The following is a 17,872-nucleotide window of genomic DNA, read 5'->3' as shown; positions in this document are numbered from 1 at the left end:
TGCAGTTCTTTTGAATAATACAAGAGGATCAAGTGAGGGACGACTATTGTCTTCGGAATAGTAAGATCGCACTTTTTCTGGAATGAAGGAGAAATCTATGTACTGATCGATTTTACGGAGGAGATGGTCTTCAGGAACAAGCTCTTCAATCGTGACCATTTCGATTTCATTTTGACGCTCTTTTTTGGATTGAAACATCGAATCACCTTTCGTTAGAGAATATATAACTGTTATAACAAATTAACGCGGTGAATAATAAAAGTAAAAAGAAATAATTAAGGCTGTCGAGACTTTCTCGACAGCCTGAGGAAGAAGCCGGAATGGCTTCTTCCTTTTCTTTTATCCTCCTTTGGAAGCGAAAGCGGCCTTCTTATGGTGATTGGGCAACAGACAAACAAGAAAATAAACAACAGTACTAACGATTGAAACGATAAAGCTAACAAGCATGCCTTGATAGCTTATTTCTAAAGAGTGTTTATGAGTTATGCTAAACCAGCGAATGGTTACCATATAGCCGACAAGAATGATAATGCACATCCCCACATATAAATGAGCAGCATGGTAGGGGGTGTGTTTTTTCATCCACGTTACGTACGCATAACTAATTGGAACCATTAATATAATGACTAAGCAATACAAAGCTAGTATTACTCTTAAATCCATGTTTATCTCCCTTTCTTTAGTTAATCAACAGGAGTGAGATTATGTTTTCATCATCGACAAAAAAGGAAATCTATATGCAGATTTACATTATGGGAACGCTTTACATATTCTGTATGTTGAGAGCGGAGGAGTAATGCTAAAAGGAGGAGATAAGATGAGACAACCTAAAAGTAAACTCGTGTCTACTTTTTCTATTGCAGGGTACGACCCTGTTTCAGGAGAGGTCGGTGTGGCAGTGCAGTCAAAATTTCTAGGTGTAGGGTCTGTGGTTCCATGGGCAAAAGCAGGAGTAGGAGCTGTTGCGACACAATCTCTTGCGAATCCTTCCTATGGTCCAAATGGACTTCAATTACTGCAGCAGGGAATGTCTCCTGAGGAAGCCATACGGACACTAACAGAAGAAGATTCAAATAAAGATATGCGGCAGGTCGGGATTGTAGATGTTCAAGGTAGAGCAGCTTCCTTTACAGGAGTAGATTGTTACCCATATGCAGGAGGGAGAACAGGTGAGAATTTTGCTGTACAAGGAAATATTTTGGTAGATGAGGAAACAATAGATGAAATGGTTAATAAATTTGAAACGATAAAGGGTACCTTGGCTGAACGATTACTTGCTGCTTTAGAAGCTGGTCAATATGCTGGGGGAGATAAACGCGGAAAGCAGTCTGCAGCACTCTATGTTGCAAAAGAACAAGGTGGGTATGGAGCTTTTAATGATCGATTTATTGACTTACGTGTTGATGACCATAAAGAACCTATTCATGAATTGAGCAGGCTCTACTATCTTCATCAGCTCTATTTTGGTATGACAAAGGAAGAAAACATTGCAGTAATCGAAGGAGAGGTTCGACAGGAGTTGAGCAAGCAGCTTAAGAGGATTGGCTATATACCAACCGTTCATGTAGTGGACGATATTCTATATAAAAATTTTGCTGCTTTTCTCCATAAGGAGAACTTTGAAGAACGTGAACTGGAGAAAGGTAAGATTGATTTAGAAGTGCTGGAGTTTATGAAAAGGATGTAGTCATAGGCATCTATCGGAAGGCTTGATTTTTTGAACATTTAGCCAAACGTCTTTATAATGGTGCTACACACATTATGCAACGGGAGGCTTGATGCACATGAATTATTTGACAGAAGATATTACAAATTATCTCAGTGTGAAAGATGTTATGGAAGAATATGAACGGTTTCATCAGGACAAGGAAAAAGAAGGTATGATTAACCCAGATCGTATGCACGTTGAGGATGAAAAGCGGACAGCCTTGTTAATGCCCGCGTTTTATGACAACTATTACTCCGTAAAAATTGCAGGGGTATCACCAGATAATAGCCAATGGAACAAGCCTATGGTGAATACCGTAATTGTTCTATACAAGAGGGATACAATGGAGCCTGTTTTAACGTTTGATGGAAATCAAATGACTGGAATTCGTACAGCAGCAATAGGCGGTCTTGGCATGAAGTATTTGTCTCCTCTGAATGCGACTGTTTTAGGTTTAATAGGGACTGGTGTTCAAGCTTGGACTCATTTGGAGGCGGCAATGGCTGTACGAGATATCACAGAAGTGTATGTCTATAGCAGAACCACTGAGAAGCTTGAGCTATTTCAACAGCAGGTACAAGACAAATACCCGCAGTTAACTGTACATACGGCGTCTGTGGACGAGGTAGTCGAGAAGGCAGATATACTGGTTACGGTAACAGGCTCCTCCTCACCAGTATTACCGGAAATTAGTCCTGCTGCTTGGGGAGCAAAGCATATTACAGCAGTGGGTTCCTTCCGACCAGATATGCAGGAAATTCCTGATTCTATACTTCAGAACGTGCCCCATATTTATATGGACCAGCCAGCCGCTTTACACGAATCAGGTGATATGATTCGGGCGAAGGAGCTGCGTCCTACCGATACATTTGATACGCTTGATACTATTGTACAATCGGGCAAACAACCGACAAATAATGTCTCCTTATTTAAATGTGTAGGTTCTTCTATATACGATTTATTAGCTACCAAGAAATTGTATGAAAGGCTCTATGAGTGAGCATTCCAAAAGCAATAAATGCCACACAAAGAACCGTCAGGCTAGAAATGACCTGGCGGTTCTTTGTGTGGCATTTATTATTTGTCTAGATTCCGTCATGGGTATAAATACTCACTTCTAATCATTTTGTAAATCGATGCTCGAGTGTTAGCTGCTAAATATGTAGGTAGTAAGTTGTGTATTTTAATAATAGCTGGCAATTTGAGGTGGATAAGATAAACTTATTACTTATTTTTCCGAAATAAATAAGGATAGATTTATTAACACACAGGAGATGAATAATATGAGACTTACACATAAGGTGGCAGTAATTACTGGTGGAGCTGATGGAATTGGCAAAGCCACAGCGCTAAAATTTGTAGAAGAGGGTGCATCTGTAGTCATTGCTGACGTTAAGGAAGAAGCGGGTCAGGAATTGGCACAATCCATATCAGATACAAATGGAAATGCTGTTTTTAAAAGAACAGATGTTACAGCCTACGAGGAAGTAGAAGATTTAGTACAATTTGCGATTGATACATATGGGACGATTGATGTGATGTTTAATAATGCAGGAATTGGACTAAATAAACCTTTCCTCGATCATCCTGTAGAAGATTACCATAAAGTGGTCGATGTTAATCAACACGGTGTTTATTATGGAATGCTGGCTGCTGCAAAGAAAATGAAAGAGCTAGGTGTAAAAGGTGCCATTATTAATAATGCCTCTGTCTTTGGTTTTGTAGGGACGTTAGGTGTAACTGGCTATCAGGCTGCCAAAGGTGCTGTCGTTATGCTTACTAAGCATGGGGCGTTAGAATTAGCACCTCACGGTATTCGTGTTGTCGGTATAGGGCCAGGTGGAGTGGATACAAATATCGTACAAGGCTATCGAGATAGAGGGCTCTTAGAATATATGGAACGACAACAGCTCCGGAGAAAACTAATTGATCCGCAAGAAATTGCTAATGTAGTAGCGTTCCTTGCTTCTGATGAAGGAAATGTGGTTAATGGTACAGTAGTTATGGCAGATGACGGGCTCACCGCTTTTAAATCAGATATACGTCCTTAATTGAGGACGTTTTTCTGCATTTTACAAAGGAGGAAGAAAATGAATTCAGTTGATCAAATGAGGACACAGGATACAAAGAAGAAAAATATACTGATGTTTGTGGCGTTTTCCGTTTCCTTACTCACCGCCTTTACGAAATCTATTGCCGAGCAAAACGGGGAAGCAATCACTATTTTCGGTATCGAAATTGTATTGTTTTTGTCTCTTTTCCTGGTTTCTCATGTGTGGTTAAAACGATACATGTTTTTTCCATATATCAGTGTAGTCCTTACAAATATTTTTACCATGCTAGGCGTTTTTTTCGCTGGAGGAGGATGGATGGTCGTGCTCGTAAGCTACTTCCTTGCTATCTTCTCTGTGGTCCATTTTAAAAGGCTTGTCTTTGCTATTGGATACTTTTTAGGATTGTGTACTATTATTTTATCTTTACTTTTCAGCTCAAAAGAAACAGCAAGCTTAACTGCCAATGGACCGACCATCTTTTTAACCTTTTTGTTATCCGGAGCCATTCTTGGCGTGCTGATTCATTTGCATTACAGGCAAGAAATGCAAGTGGAGAAGCTTCTGCAGGATAGTGAAACCTTCTCCAAGGAGCAGGTTAGGCAGAAAGAGCAATTAGAACAAAACGTTTCTACTATTGTTGACAGTATTACCAAAGTAAATGGACGTGTTCAACAGAATCAGGAAGCACAAGGAGATATGCGAGTTGCACTACAAGAAATGGCAGCAGGAAGTCAACAGCAGAGTGAACAAATCGGAGGTATTTCTGATCATACGACCCATTCCAGAGAACTGATGAGCCAATTAAGTGAGCAAATCCATCATCTAACAAAGGAATTACAAGGGGCAACCTCCTTAACGATGGACGGCGAGACTAAAGTAACAGCCTTCTCGAAAGATACCAGAGAAATTCAAAGCTTTATTCATGATTTGAATGAAACATTTCAACATTTAAGTCAAAAAGTCCAGGAAACGAATACATTCTCCGATCGAATTAAGCAAATATCAGAACAAACTAACTTACTCGCTCTCAATGCATCCATTGAAGCAGCAAGAGCAGGAGAAGCAGGTAAAGGATTTTCTGTCGTTGCTGAAGAAATTAGAAAGCTTGCAGAATTAACGAACGATACTGCTGAACAAATTACGAGCAACCTTATGGAAGTAAATCAAAATAACAAAGAAACATTAACCAAGATGGAAACTAGTGAGGAAAAGGTCGAGATTATTAAACAGTCCTCTGAGGATATTACTCAGTATTTTTCCCATTTAAAAGGGATAATCGAAAGTATTACTCAAGATGTACAACAAACCGAAACCGTTGCTGCAGACGTAATGGAAAATAGTACAGAAGTAGAAAAATCCACGACGGAATTAGCCTCTATTATAGAGGAGGCGAGTGCTGGTATGGAAGAAATGAGTGCAACGGTGGAGTCGTTAAGTCAAGATAGTACTATGATTGCTAATACTATGAAGGATACTGCTGAAAGAGCAGATGCGATAAGATATAGTTCTTAATGAAGGAGAGACTCGTTATAACAGATACGAGTCTCTTTTTCTATTCACTCCTTCACTTCATTAGTCAATCTCTTTGTTAGTCCGCCCTATACCATCTACAAAATGGAATACGTTATACAGGCTGATGATCTAATATCTCTTTTAATACGTTGGCGTGATTGAATGTTTCCTCTTTCGCACCAAATAATAAGGTTACTTCTTTTTCCTGCGCCTTTACTAATTGCTTTAGAGCGGATAATGCTTCTCTTTTCTCTTCTACATTATTTAATTCTTTCTTATAGGCTTCTTTAAAATCGTTATACTTCGCTGGATCGTGTTGGAACCATTGTCTAAGTTCCTTGGAAGGAGCTACAGCTTTCTTCCAATACTCTATTTGAGCCTCTTGTTTAGAAACCCCTCTTGGCCAAACACCATCAACAAGAATACGACACCCATCCTCTTTACAGGCTATGCTATATATTCTTTTTATCCTAATACTCAACCTTATCCCCTTTCTAATCTTTTACATTCAGTATATTGATTTTGAAGTAGGATGGCAAAGAAACGAAATGGACTTATATCTATTCATAATATAGTCTCTGTATTGATGTGTGTGGTAATCATTTTATCGAGAACGTGCTTTTTGAGCATGATTTGAAGTAGAGTAGGGTCCTTCACTTTAATGTAGTATGACGATACTGGTTAGTAAGCTATTCCTGCACTCCAACTACCCTCTACCTTTACCAACTATTAGCTCGATAACCCTTCGGATATCATATCCAAGAATATAGGAATCAATGAAACATCCATTATTGTCTTTATAAAGTAAAAGTGTAAGAAACCAATATCTTAAGAAAATCTAAAGATTCTCCTGATAACTTCTAGAAATAAGCTGGTTATGATAAGAGTGTAAGCTACTTAAAGGAGGAAGCAATGAAATGAAAAAACTCGTACAAACTATGGCAATTGGAACCATCGCACTTGTAGGTGGAACTTCATTAGTTGGGTTTAGTAATGCTAGCGCAGAAGAACAATCTGTGTCTAAAGAACAATTCAAGTCATCAATGGAGCAAGTGGATGAGGAAGTACTTACGCAGGTGAAAGAATTACGTGAACAAATGAAAAATGGTGAAATTACTAAGGAAGAAATGAAAGAGCAATTTGAAGAATTAGGCTTTTCTCTTCCATACAGCAAGCGAGATTTCGGAGCAAAAGGTCACTTTGGTTTTGCCCAGGACCTGGACGAAGAAACTAGAGAACAAATGGAAGCTATTAAAGAGCAAGTGAAGAATGGTGAATTGTCAAAGGATGAGGCTAAGACACAGTTAGAAGAATTGGGTATAACTCATCCCTCTAAACCTCAAGACAATTTAGACGAAGAAACAAAAGCCCAACTGGAATCCATTAAAGAGCAAGTAAAAAATGGTGAAATAACAAAAGAAGAAGCTCAGGAAAAGCTAGAGGCATTAGGGGTGGAGCTCCCTCCGAGTAAACGACACCATCACGGCATGAAAGGACAGCCTTTTGCTGATGTAGATGAAGAAACTCGGGCTCAGATAAAGGAGATATTTGAGCAAGTAAAGTCCGGTGATTTGACAAAGGAAGAAGCACAGCAGCAATTAGAGGAGCTAGGAGTGGATATTTCCTTTGGTATGAAAATACCGCATGAACATAAGACTAACGAAAACAGCAGCAATACGGAGGAAGAGCAGCAAGAAACAGCTCTATAAACAACCTATTCTCGATTCCCTTCCCCTTAGAAGAGCTATCCATGACACTTGGATAGCTCTTTTTGTATGATGTGCTGTCGCATTTTTACATATTTTCGGATATGCTAAACATAATTATTTTTGTTCCTCCTGTCACAAATAAATGGATAGTGGTGTCTCCTATATGAGAGCTCTAAGAGAGGAGGTAGCTTCGTGGAGGTGAAGGCTCAATTGAAGAAGGAAGACGGTACCGAAAATATATCTCAACAAGAAGCTTCCTATAGTGAATTTAAAGATATTTTTCGTCAATATTATCCTCGAGTAGTTCGGAAGGTATGGACGATTGTACAAAATAAGCAAGCCTCAGAGGACGTTGCTCAGGAAGTGTTCATGAAATTGTATCATACTGATTGGGAATCAATTGAGCACTTACCCGCATGGCTAATGACTACTTCTGTACATACAGCCTATAACCGTATACGAAGTGAAAAGCGGCATGATAAGCGCTTAGAGAAAGAATCTCATTACATGGAGCAAGAAGAAGCATCCTTAGAAGAAAATGTACTGCGGCAGGAGAATATTACAGAGGTCCAGGAGATTTTGCATTCTATGAGCGAGCGGGATAGAACAATTCTTTTACTGAAGTATTCCGGTTTTCCATATAGGGATATTGCAGACGCTGTCGGAGTGGAGGTTACATCTATAGGAACATTGTTAGCTAGAGCAAAAAGACGCTTTAAAAACATATATGCCAGCATGAAAGGAGAAGAATAGTATGAGATGCTCTGATTTGGGTTCTCTTCAAGCCTATTTGGATGACGAACTATCACGAGAAGATAAAAAGCAAGTAATGCAGCATCTCAGAGAATGCAGCATTTGCCGTCAATATGTGCAGGAGCTAAAAGAGTTAGAACATACAATGGATACTCACTTTGGAGAATCCGATATGGACATGGATGTGGAGGCAGCGTGGAGTCGATTTGAAAATCAGATTACAAGTGAACGGACAACAAGAGATGCAGAAGCCAATGTTGAGGTTAAGCGGGAAGATATGACATATGAAAGGAAGGGTTGGGATAATATGAAACAAAAAACGAAAGGGTGGCTCATTGCAGGGGTAACAGCAGCAACTCTTGTAGGCTCACTAGCAATTCCTCAAGTACAAGTTGCAGCTGACAACTTCTTATCCATTTTTCGTGTAAACCAAATGGAAATAGTTAAAATTACTGAATCAGATTTAAACCAAATGGAAAGTGAGATTCGTAATTTGGAAGATGGTACAATTGATTTGAAAGGTGTAGGGGAAATAGAAACAAAGACGGAAGGAGAAATAAAATCTTTTGATTCGCTTGAAAAAGCAGAGCAGGCTGGTTATTCATTGCCTCAAATCAATCAAGCAGAAGTCAAACACGATCTTATGGTGAAACCTTCATCTACTATAACCTTTCAGTTAAATGTGGAGGATGCCAATGCGATGTTACAGCAAATTGGATCAGATAATCAGTTAGATAATAGTTTGGATGGTAAGCCTTTTTCCCTGAAGCTTGCAGAATCCTATGAGGCAACCTATGAGACCGAAGATAATAGGCAATTTATGTATCAGAATATGGGTGCACCAGAAATATCAGTACCTAAAGGTGCATCTGTAGATGAAATTCGCTCTATTCTAACAGAGTTACCGTTCCTTCCAGAAAATATAAAAAGCCAAATCAACAGTATAGATAATTTAGAGAAAACACTTCCGATACCATACATGCAAGACCGAAATCATGAGATGAACGAAATAGACATACAAGGATCAAAGGGATACGCCGTTGCGGCAGAATATGCAAACTTTGTCGTTTGGCAGTCTGGTGAAGAATTTCATATTCTAGAGAGCTATAACCAAGATGAAGAAGCATTGACGGTTAAAGATTTAGAAGGTTATGCTAATGCAATTGCTAAATAATAGGGAAGAGAAAAGCTGATCCTAATAATAGGATCAGCTACTTTGCGTAGGAGAGATGGTAATGAGTGTATTAGAAGCAAATAAATTAACTAAAACGTATAACGGAAAAGGAGGGATAACGGACATTTCTCTTGAGGTTGGAGAAGGGGTAGTCTATGGCTTTCTGGGACCAAATGGGGCTGGAAAAAGCACATTTGTAAGAACGATGCTAGGGTTATTACATCCAACGAGTGGTGAAGGAACCCTTCTTGGGGAGCCAATTGGTACTCCAGCATCTAGAGAGAAAGTAGGGTATTTACCAGAATTGTTTCGTTATCCAGATTGGCTTACAGGCAAAAAGCTGTTAGAAAGTCATGCAGAGTTATGTAAATTGCCTATAAAATATCGGAGGAAAAGGATAGAAGAAGTCATTGATCTAGTGGGGCTCTCCGGACGCGAGAACGACAAAATTAAAGGCTATTCCAAAGGGATGTCTCAACGGATAGGGCTGGCATGTGCCTTGTTAAGTGATCCTGCTTTGATATTTCTAGACGAACCAACTTCTGCGTTAGACCCTATTGGAAGGAAAGATGTTCGGGATTTAATGCTCTATTTGAAGGATCAAGGTAAAACCATATTTTTAAATAGTCACCTGTTGAATGAAGTAGAAACTGTTTGTGACCACGTATCTATCATACATAAGGGAGAACATATTGTACAAGGGGAATGGCGGCAGTTGATTATGATTGAAGCACAAATAGAAATCGTACTCGATTCTCATCAAGAGGATCAACTAACCAGTCTTCCTTCCTTTGTGAAGCATAAAGAGAAACAAGGAGAAGAAAGTGGTCGTTCTCGCTGGGTAATTCAACTAGAGAAGGAAAATCAAATTCCTTTTTTAATAGATACGCTTGCAGCTAAGGGAATTTCTATGTATGAGGTTACTCCGATAACACCTCACTTGGAGGATGTTTTTATGCATTGGGTTAATAAGAAGGAGAATGCTTATGTGGACTATCGCTAAAATAACATTTCGGGAAATTGTGTCAAAGCGAATCTTTTTAATTACAATACTCATGACTTTGGCTTTCATCGCTTTATATGGAGTAGCAATTCATTTCACAGCTAAGGATGCCCTAAGTGAAACAAGCAGTAATATGGGGGATTTGCAAAATCAATTTTTCGCCTCCCAATTGTTAAGCGCGGGTCTTTATTTTTCTTCCTTTATCACGGCACTTCTTGCCATTTTATCAAGTGTAAGTGCGGTATCCAGTGAAATTGACAGCCACCAAATTGATACCTGGCTTATGCGGCCTATCTCCCGTCTGCAATTTGTGCTTGGGAAAATAAGCGGGCTTACTATTTTATTAGTGGCGTACGCCATCTTATTGTTTGTCAGTATTACTTTCCTCCATCAGACGTTAGGTGGAGAAGCATTGGATCTCAATCTTGAATTCCCTCAAATAAGTAGAGCAATCAGTATGTTTATCCTTCAGCCGATCGTCCTCGTTACGATTGGAGTAATGCTTAGTTCGCGGATGACAACACTAAACGCTGGAATAGTTTTAATTATTTTATATGGAGCAGCGTTTATTGGCGGCTTTGTGGAGCAAATTGGTTCTCTGATGGAAAAGACAGCACTAATGAACATTGGTATTGCTACTAGTCTGTTATTCCCTGTAGACGCTGTGTACCGTAAAATGACACTCTTTTTATTCGATACAGCAGACAGCCCGATTAGCTTTGCACAGCAAGGCTTGTTTGCCAGTGCGTCCTCTCCAAGTAATGCCATGATCGTCTATACGATTATCTATGCTGCTATTATGCTTATTATTGCGGTAAGAACCTTCTCCAAACGAGACGTATAACAATATTTCAATATTCTACCGGCCTCTCGCGAATGGAAGCCGGTTTTTTATTAAAAATGTGCGTCGAAAAGGAGTATTTCTTGGAAGAAAGGAAGAAAAGCTCGCCCTTCAGTGCCTTTGCTTGTAGAAAGCTGTTTCTCTACAAGCATTTTTGTGTGTGAAAATAAATTATAAGTGATCCTTTTTATGGTATTCTTTTATCGGAAGATGTAATTGCGAGTAGAGAGTTAGGGATAGGAGATAAGTTCTACTATAGGGTTTGGGGAAGGCTAACAGAAAGATGGATTTGAGGAGGTATTAGATTGATTCGTATATTAGTGGCTGATGATGATCCGAATATTTTGCGATTAGTAGCTTTATACATACAGAAGGAAGGTTATGAAGCTGTTCAGGTCCAGGATGGTCGTGAGGCATTACGTGTATTGGACCATCAAAAAATAGATCTTGCTATTATTGATATAATGATGCCGGAAATGGACGGATACGAGCTGTGCAAAGAAATTCATCGATATTATCATATCCCTGTATTAATGCTGACAGCTAAAGGGGAGACTCAGGATAAAGTAAAGGGATTCCAATTAGGGACAGATGATTACGTGGTCAAGCCATTTGAGCCAGTGGAATTAATCATGCGTGTTAAGGCGCTGCTGCGACGTTACCAAATACAAGCATCTAACAAGCTGACCATTGGCAGTATAACATTATTTGCCGCTAATAATGAGCTGGAGGCTGCCGGAGAACGGACTTTACTCCCGTTAAAGGAATTTGAACTGTTGTACACATTAGCAAGTTATCCAAATCAAATCTTTACCAGAAATCAACTGATTGAGAAGATTTGGGGACTTACCTACGAGGGAGATGAACGGACAATCGACGTTCATATTAAACGAATTAGGGAGAAATTAAAAAAAGTGGAAGCTTCTATAATAGTGCGAACCATACGTGGTGTCGGGTATCGATTGGAGCTTGTGGAATGAAGAGCTTATATGTACAAATAGTCCTTACATTTTTAGGTGCTATTGTAATTAGCCTGCTCGTTACGTTCTTAATTTCCGGTAGAATACATGCTATTCAAGTAGCTGATAGAATTCATGATCGAATGGAGAAGGTTGGTAAAGAGTTTGTTCAGTTGTATAAGGGGACAGACGATTTAGACGTCGATTCCTATTTAGATGCTATGTCATCATTAAGCTATGATGTGCTGTTGTATAAAACGGGGGAAGAGCAGGCAGTGTACGAACACCCTGGCTCAAGCTGGGAACTCTCTGCTACAGAAGTACAAAAGGTATTGGATGGTGGTGTGGTAAGAAATTATCACCTTCCACCGAGAAGCGTCCTTGGACTCCCTTTTGAAAAGGGTGGAGAACAGTTTGCGTTTTTTATCAAACCTGATTTTAAATTCTTTTTCGAAGACTTTCGGAAAGTTATCATAATTTTATTTTCAACTGTTCTTGTACTTGGGAGTGCTATCTTCTTAATTACAACGAGATGGACTATCAAGCCGATTAAAGAACTAACACAATTAACCCAAACAGTTGGAAAAGGGAATTTCAATGTATCTGTCTCGAGTAAACGCAATGATGAGTTAGGGGATTTGACGAAAAGTTTCAACCAAATGGTGCATGGGTTAGGGGAGCTTGAGCAAATGCGGCATCAATTCGTTTCTAACGTTTCCCATGAAATTCAATCTCCTTTAACCTCCATACAGGGGTTTGCCAAAGCAATTAAAGACGATGTCATTACAGATGATGAAGAGCGGAAGGAATACTTGGCTATTATAGAGCATGAGAGTAGACGATTATCTTCGTTGAGCCAAAACTTGTTAAAGCTTGCTTCCCTGGACAGCGACCATCCCCCTTTTCATCCTGAGACATATCAGATGGATGAGCAGCTGCGCAGAGTAGTCGCTGCTCTAGAGCCTCAATGGAATGCAAAAGGACTAAACATGAATCTTGACCTTGAGTCGGTTGTATATTACGGCGACCAGGATCAGATGGAGCAGGTTTGGATAAATTTATTAACAAATGCGATACGATACTCGCCGGCTGATGGCACTGTTAGTATAGTGACACACTTCGTTGGAGACGAGGTTACAGTTTCCATTATAGATAGTGGAGAAGGAATACCTGAAGAAGAGCAGGGTCGGATATTTGAGCGATTTTACAAAGTAGACAAGGCAAGGTCACGTAATGCAGGCGGAAATGGCTTAGGGTTATCCATTGCTAAGAAGATTGTTTTGTTACATCGAGGATATATTACCGTTGAAAGTCAACAAGGAAAGGGAGCTGTTTTCCGTGTGACATTGCCTTTATAAGGTCGTCCAATGTTAATCTAAGGCTTAGCAAGTCAAAAGAAATTGAAAAAAGATGACTTCCGTTCATATTCAGTTCATAGAATGTGGTTATCCTTTAACTATACATTTTGAAAGGAGCTAGCATCTATGAGCTGGATAACCAAATTTAGTCTTAAAAATACGATCGCCATAATTATTCTAACCGTACTAGTTGTAGCAAGCGGGATTATTGCTACTAATCAAATTAAAGTGGAAACCTTTCCGGACGTTACCTTTCCGGTTATGACCGTACAGACCGTGTACCCTAATGCTTCCACCGAGGATGTGGAGGAGAATGTAACAAATCCAATTGAAGAAGCCCTCTTGAACTTAGAGGATTATGAATCTGTTTCCAGTACGACTAGAGAAAATGTTTCTATTATATCGATTACTTATCCTTTTGGACAGGACATTGATGAAGCAGAATCTGAGGTCAATAATGCTATTAACCAATTAACCTTGCCGGATTCTGCAGAAGCAGAAGTATCTGCATTATCCATCAATTCCACACCTATATATCAGGCAGCTTTGTCCTCAGAAGACTTGCCTGATTTGCAAAGAGATATCGAGGATAACATCGTTCCTTCGTTGGAGAGCATTGAAGGAGTGTCGAATGTTCAAGTCACAGGAAAAGCCAATACTAATATTCTCGTAGAGGTAGATGAAGAAAAAGCATCCTCTTACGGTTTATCCTTATCTGAAATTAAAGACGCCATTCAACAATCAGAATACAAACTTCCAGCAGGTACCCTAAACCAGGATGGAACTACAATACCTGTTGAAATAAAAGGTAATACAGAGGATTTATCCGCAATTAAAAATATAGAAATTCCTATTAACACAAACGCCCAGCAGCCATCTTCCCAGGGGAGAGCAGCTGGTGAGCAAGCTGCAAATCCCGGAGCTGCTAGCTCTCCTAATGCTTCAGGAGCCACCCCAACTCAGTCAGCAGGTCAGCAGCCTTCTGAAGCGAATCAGGTATCTCAGCAAGAGCCTGTCTTGCTCTCTGATATTGCAGAAGTAGCCAAGGATACGAGCAGGTCTGAAATATCAAGATTTAACGGGGAAGATAGCATCCTATTGGAAGTAATTAAATCTCAGGAAGCTAATACCGCTGCGGTTGCTGAAGAAGTGAAAGAATTACTGAATACTGCAGCGGAGGAAAGTGCCTACGAGCTTTATACGGTAGTTGATCAAGGGGAAGAAGTCAATAAATCCATCAGTGCATTATTGAAAGAAGGAGGATTTGGTGCATTATTTACCGTACTCGTCATTTTGCTCTTCCTTCGAAACGTCAGAGCAACCCTAATCGCCATTATTTCGTTACCCATTTCCATCTTGGGTTCCATTGCCTTACTAGAGCAATTCGGCTATACATTAAACATCATGACTCTTGGAGGCATGGCTGTAGCGGTTGGGCGTATTGTAGACGATAGTATCGTTGTTATTGAAAATATTTATCGTTGGAAGCAGGCCTATCCTGAAATGAAACAGCGTGAGCTAGTATTTAGAGCCACCAAAGAAGTAATCGGACCAGTAGCATCGTCCACCATTGCAACTTTAATCGTATTCCTTCCCTTAGCTTTTGTAGGTGGTATTCTTGGGGAATTCTTTAGACCGTTTAGTTTGTCTGTTGTATTTTCCATTACTATCTCATTAATTGTAGCTATTATGTTAATTCCGGTTCTTGGGAAATTCTTTTTTACTAACGTTCATCATAAACCTACCAAGAGTAAAGGAGCCATTCGGTATGAGAATTTCCTTCGTGGAGCATTGAAGAAGAAGTGGATTGTATTCACTATGTCGTTTCTCCTTCTTTTCGGTTCATTTTCCTTGATACCGGCTCTAGGGGTATCCTTCTTACCTACGGAAGGTAGTGAAACTTTTGAAGTGGAAGTGACTTTACCAGATAATGCCGAATTAACAGAGACAGATAACTTAGCCCAACAAGTGGAGGATGATTTATCTGAGAAAGATAACATTTCATACCATCAAGTCTCCATTGGGTTTAGCAGTCAGCAGCAAATGCCTGGAACGACGGCAACGACGACAGAGAATATCGCTCGTTTCTTCATAGAATTACAAGAAGACGCCGACATAAACGAAGAGATGCCTAAGATTGAGAAGGAAATCCAGTCCATTGCGGAGGACCAATTTAAAGAGGTTACAGTAAAAGCTACTGAAATTCAACAAGATGGCCCACCATCAGGTAATTCTATTGATGTGAATTTATATAGTAATGATCAGGACAGCTTGAATGAAGCATCTTCTCAAATTGAGAAATTATTGACGCAAGATGATCGGTTAAAAAATATAACTAATGACATGGAAGATACGAAGACAAAATATCAGATAGTCTTGAATGAGGAAGGGAAAGACCTTCAAGTAAGTCCATATCAGCTTATGGCTCCAATTCAGGAGCGGTTAAATAGCATGGATGGAGGAACTATTAAACTGGATGATGAAGAATGGGAAATGGAACTAACCTATCAAGAGCTATATAATTCGAAAGAAGATATAGAAGAGTATGAGGTTCAGACGATAGAAGGAAAGAAAGAGCTTAGCGAAATTGCGGAAATTAAGGAGATAGACGTACCAGCTTCCATTAAACACCAGGATGGAGACACAGCTAGTACAGTATCAGCTGTCATAAAAGGAGAGGATACTGCTCAAGTATCCAAAGACATTGAAGAAAAGGTAAACGCACTATCTCTAGCAGAGGGAGTGGAGGTCGACTTTACTGGTGGATTAGAAATGATAAATGAAGGCTTCCAAGACCTTGGATTAGCAATGGGAGCAGCCGTCGGACTAGTCTTTCTGGTACTAAGCGTTACCTTTGGAGGCATAATAACTCCAATTGTTATATTATCCTCTTTGATTTTCGTACCTATTGGATCTCTTGCGGGACTATTAATTAGCGGACAAACGCTATCCATGAGTTCCATGATTGGCATGCTGATGTTAATAGGTATTGTGGTAACAAACGCTGTGGTACTGCTGGATAGAGTAGAAGCCAACCGAAAACAAGGCATTGGGTTAACGGAATCGATTCTAGAAGCGTCCACTACAAGATTACGTCCAATACTAATGACAGCTCTTGCAACCATTTTTGCTCTAATTCCGTTAGCACTTTCGAATTCAGCTTCTGGACTAATCTCTAAAGGTCTTGCTATAACTGTTATCGGAGGATTGACAACTTCTACACTATTAACACTAATATTTGTTCCAGTATTCTATCATGCTATAGGGAAGCACAGAAAATTGGATTAACAGAAAAAGCTAGCCGCAATGGCTAGCTTTTTGTTTGCTCCCGTATTGTCTGACCAAATTATTCTTAGGTTACAGATGGACGCTTAAACCTAGGAAATCCTGTACCGATTGCCACAAAGCCCATAATAGCTATTAGGATCGGATAGAAGGAATAAGGTAAAATGGACAACGGAGAAATTTCACCAAATTGTGCAGCGGTTAAGAGCTGTGCTCCATAAGGAATGAGTCCTTGTACAGTACACGAAAATATATCCAAGATACTGGAGGACTTACGAGGATCTATATGAAAATCATCAGCAATTTTTTTTGCGAGCTGCCCTGTCGTAATAATGGCAATTGTATTATTAGCTGTTGCTAAGTTGGTAGTCGCCACTAACCCAGCAATACTTGTTTCAGCGCCTTTTTTAGTACGAACACGCCTAGTTAACAAGTTTAGAATGTAGTCTATGCCTCCATTATACTGAATCATGGCAACTATACCACCAATGATAATAGTTAAGAGTATCAGCTCAGCCATGCCGGTTATTCCAGAGGTTATATTTTCCATAAACATAATCACAGAGTAATCAGATGATAGGAAGCCAATAAAACCAGCAAGAAGGATACCAGCAAACAGAACAGCCAAAACATTTAATCCAGCAAGTGCTCCTGCCAGGACACCAATATATGGAACAATCTTCAACCAATCAAAGGACTCTGCGGTGACACCAGATGTGTTCCCAAGAGTAATAAAGAAGAGTAGAACAAGCGTTACAATTGCTGCAGGAAGAACAATAAAGAAATTTGTTTTGAACTTATCTTTCATTTTAGTTTTTTGTGTTCGAACTGCTGCTATAGTGGTATCGGAAATAATAGACAAATTATCCCCAAACATAGCGCCACTTACTACAGCTGCCACTGAAATAGCTGCAGAAAGCTCTGTTTCCGCACTAATTCCTACTGCAATGGGTGCAAGTGCTGAAATCGTTCCCACAGATGTGCCCATGGAAAGGGAAATAAAGCAACCGATAATAAAGATTCCGACAATAATCATGTTTTGCGGCAAGTACGTCAGAGCAAAATTAACCGTTGCATCTACCGCACCGATGCTGCTTGCAACAGAAGAGAATGCTCCTGCAAGCAAGAAAATCAATACCATTATCATAATATCTGGATGTCCAGCGCCCTTGGAGAATTGTTCTACTTTATTAGAAAAAGTTTCTTGTCTATTCAATAAGAGAGCGACCACAGCGGCAAGTATTGCAGGGATGAGCATGGAAATTTTATAGAAATCTCCTGTTACTATACCCGCTAGCAAGAATGTCGCTAAAAAGACTGCAAATGGTAATAAGGCGAGAGGATTACCTTTCGTTGTATTCATGCTTGTCCTCCTTGTGTCGTATGAAGTTATTCGTATATTTCAATAAATGCAATGAATGTGAACCTATTACACTTTAAATTGAAAGGGGGGGAATGTCAACGTGAACGATCTCGTCATCAAATGGTACGTCATTTCCTTCCTGTTTTTGGCGAC

15 protein-coding genes and 1 pseudogene are annotated in these 17,872 nt (G+C 39.7%); 12 read left to right on the top strand and 4 right to left on the bottom strand.

What is annotated here, in order from left to right; all coding sequences use genetic code 11:
* Positions 1–9: 9 nt before the first annotated feature.
* Both ACFFGV_RS12400 and ACFFGV_RS12395 read right to left on the bottom strand, forming a co-directional pair.
* Positions 10–198: pseudogene (locus ACFFGV_RS12400) on the bottom strand (transposase); the annotation flags it as partial.
* Between the two features lie 141 nt (positions 199–339).
* On the bottom strand, positions 340–663 hold the full coding sequence (locus ACFFGV_RS12395) for a hypothetical protein (protein ID WP_377348297.1): 324 nt from the start codon (positions 661–663) through the stop codon (positions 340–342).
* Between the two features lie 154 nt (positions 664–817).
* Here ACFFGV_RS12395 and ACFFGV_RS12390 point away from each other — a divergent pair, with 154 nt between their 5' ends.
* The 4 genes from ACFFGV_RS12390 to ACFFGV_RS12375 all read left to right on the top strand — a co-directional run bounded on the left by ACFFGV_RS12390 (position 818) and on the right by ACFFGV_RS12375 (position 5,274).
* A complete protein-coding gene (locus tag ACFFGV_RS12390) occupies positions 818–1,687 on the top strand; it encodes a DUF1028 domain-containing protein (protein ID WP_377348295.1) in 870 nt (289 codons plus the stop codon).
* A gap of 97 nt (positions 1,688–1,784) precedes the next feature.
* The gene (locus ACFFGV_RS12385; protein ID WP_377348293.1) at positions 1,785–2,708 is read left to right on the top strand and encodes an ornithine cyclodeaminase family protein; all 924 of its coding nucleotides are present in this window, start codon (positions 1,785–1,787) and stop codon (positions 2,706–2,708) included.
* 283 nt (positions 2,709–2,991) lie between these two features.
* Positions 2,992–3,759: an SDR family NAD(P)-dependent oxidoreductase gene (locus ACFFGV_RS12380; RefSeq protein WP_377348291.1), complete on the top strand. Its 768-nt coding sequence runs from the start codon at positions 2,992–2,994 to the stop codon at positions 3,757–3,759.
* Positions 3,760–3,798: 39 nt separating this feature from the next.
* Positions 3,799–5,274, top strand: a complete 1,476-nt coding sequence (locus ACFFGV_RS12375; RefSeq protein WP_377348289.1) for a methyl-accepting chemotaxis protein — start codon at positions 3,799–3,801, stop codon at positions 5,272–5,274.
* Positions 5,275–5,386: 112 nt separating this feature from the next.
* On the opposite strand, the gene ACFFGV_RS12370 is transcribed toward ACFFGV_RS12375, so the two are convergent.
* Entirely contained in the window at positions 5,387–5,755 is a 369-nt protein-coding gene (locus ACFFGV_RS12370) for a DUF488 domain-containing protein (protein ID WP_377348287.1), read from the bottom strand.
* 436 nt (positions 5,756–6,191) lie between these two features.
* Here ACFFGV_RS12370 and ACFFGV_RS12365 point away from each other — a divergent pair, with 436 nt between their 5' ends.
* The 8 genes from ACFFGV_RS12365 (at position 6,192) to ACFFGV_RS12330 (ending at position 16,359) form a co-directional block, all read left to right on the top strand.
* On the top strand, positions 6,192–6,983 hold the full coding sequence (locus tag ACFFGV_RS12365; RefSeq protein ID WP_377348285.1) for a hypothetical protein: 792 nt from the start codon (positions 6,192–6,194) through the stop codon (positions 6,981–6,983).
* A gap of 192 nt (positions 6,984–7,175) precedes the next feature.
* Positions 7,176–7,736, top strand: coding sequence for an RNA polymerase sigma factor SigX (locus ACFFGV_RS12360; RefSeq protein WP_377348283.1), 561 nt, complete (start codon positions 7,176–7,178; stop codon positions 7,734–7,736).
* Between the two features lies 1 nt (position 7,737).
* Positions 7,738–8,910 (top strand): anti-sigma factor family protein, encoded by a 1,173-nt coding sequence (locus ACFFGV_RS12355; RefSeq protein WP_377348281.1) that lies wholly within the window; start codon positions 7,738–7,740, stop codon positions 8,908–8,910.
* Positions 8,911–8,971: 61 nt separating this feature from the next.
* Positions 8,972–9,913: an ABC transporter ATP-binding protein gene (locus ACFFGV_RS12350; RefSeq protein WP_377348279.1), complete on the top strand. Its 942-nt coding sequence runs from the start codon at positions 8,972–8,974 to the stop codon at positions 9,911–9,913.
* A complete protein-coding gene (locus tag ACFFGV_RS12345; RefSeq protein WP_377348277.1) occupies positions 9,897–10,757 on the top strand; it encodes an ABC transporter permease in 861 nt (286 codons plus the stop codon). The genes ACFFGV_RS12350 and ACFFGV_RS12345 overlap by 17 nt, the downstream gene beginning before the upstream one ends.
* Before the next feature lie 302 nt (positions 10,758–11,059).
* Positions 11,060–11,734, top strand: coding sequence for a response regulator transcription factor (locus ACFFGV_RS12340; RefSeq protein ID WP_377348274.1), 675 nt, complete (start codon positions 11,060–11,062; stop codon positions 11,732–11,734).
* On the top strand, positions 11,731–13,071 hold the full coding sequence (locus ACFFGV_RS12335; RefSeq protein ID WP_377348272.1) for a sensor histidine kinase: 1,341 nt from the start codon (positions 11,731–11,733) through the stop codon (positions 13,069–13,071). The genes ACFFGV_RS12340 and ACFFGV_RS12335 overlap by 4 nt, the downstream gene beginning before the upstream one ends.
* A gap of 126 nt (positions 13,072–13,197) precedes the next feature.
* Complete coding sequence (locus ACFFGV_RS12330) at positions 13,198–16,359, top strand: efflux RND transporter permease subunit (RefSeq protein WP_377348270.1); 3,162 nt, start codon at positions 13,198–13,200, stop codon at positions 16,357–16,359.
* Between the two features lie 64 nt (positions 16,360–16,423).
* Here the strand turns inward: ACFFGV_RS12330 and ACFFGV_RS12325 are convergent, their stop codons facing one another.
* Positions 16,424–17,719: a Na+/H+ antiporter NhaC family protein gene (locus tag ACFFGV_RS12325; protein ID WP_377348269.1), complete on the bottom strand. Its 1,296-nt coding sequence runs from the start codon at positions 17,717–17,719 to the stop codon at positions 16,424–16,426.
* Between the last annotated feature and the right edge of the window lie 153 nt (positions 17,720–17,872).

This window comes from Pontibacillus salicampi (assembly GCF_042434395.1).
Classification (GTDB): domain Bacteria; phylum Bacillota; class Bacilli; order Bacillales; family BH030062; genus Pontibacillus; species Pontibacillus salicampi.
This window is presented reverse-complemented; position numbering and strand designations above follow the sequence as displayed.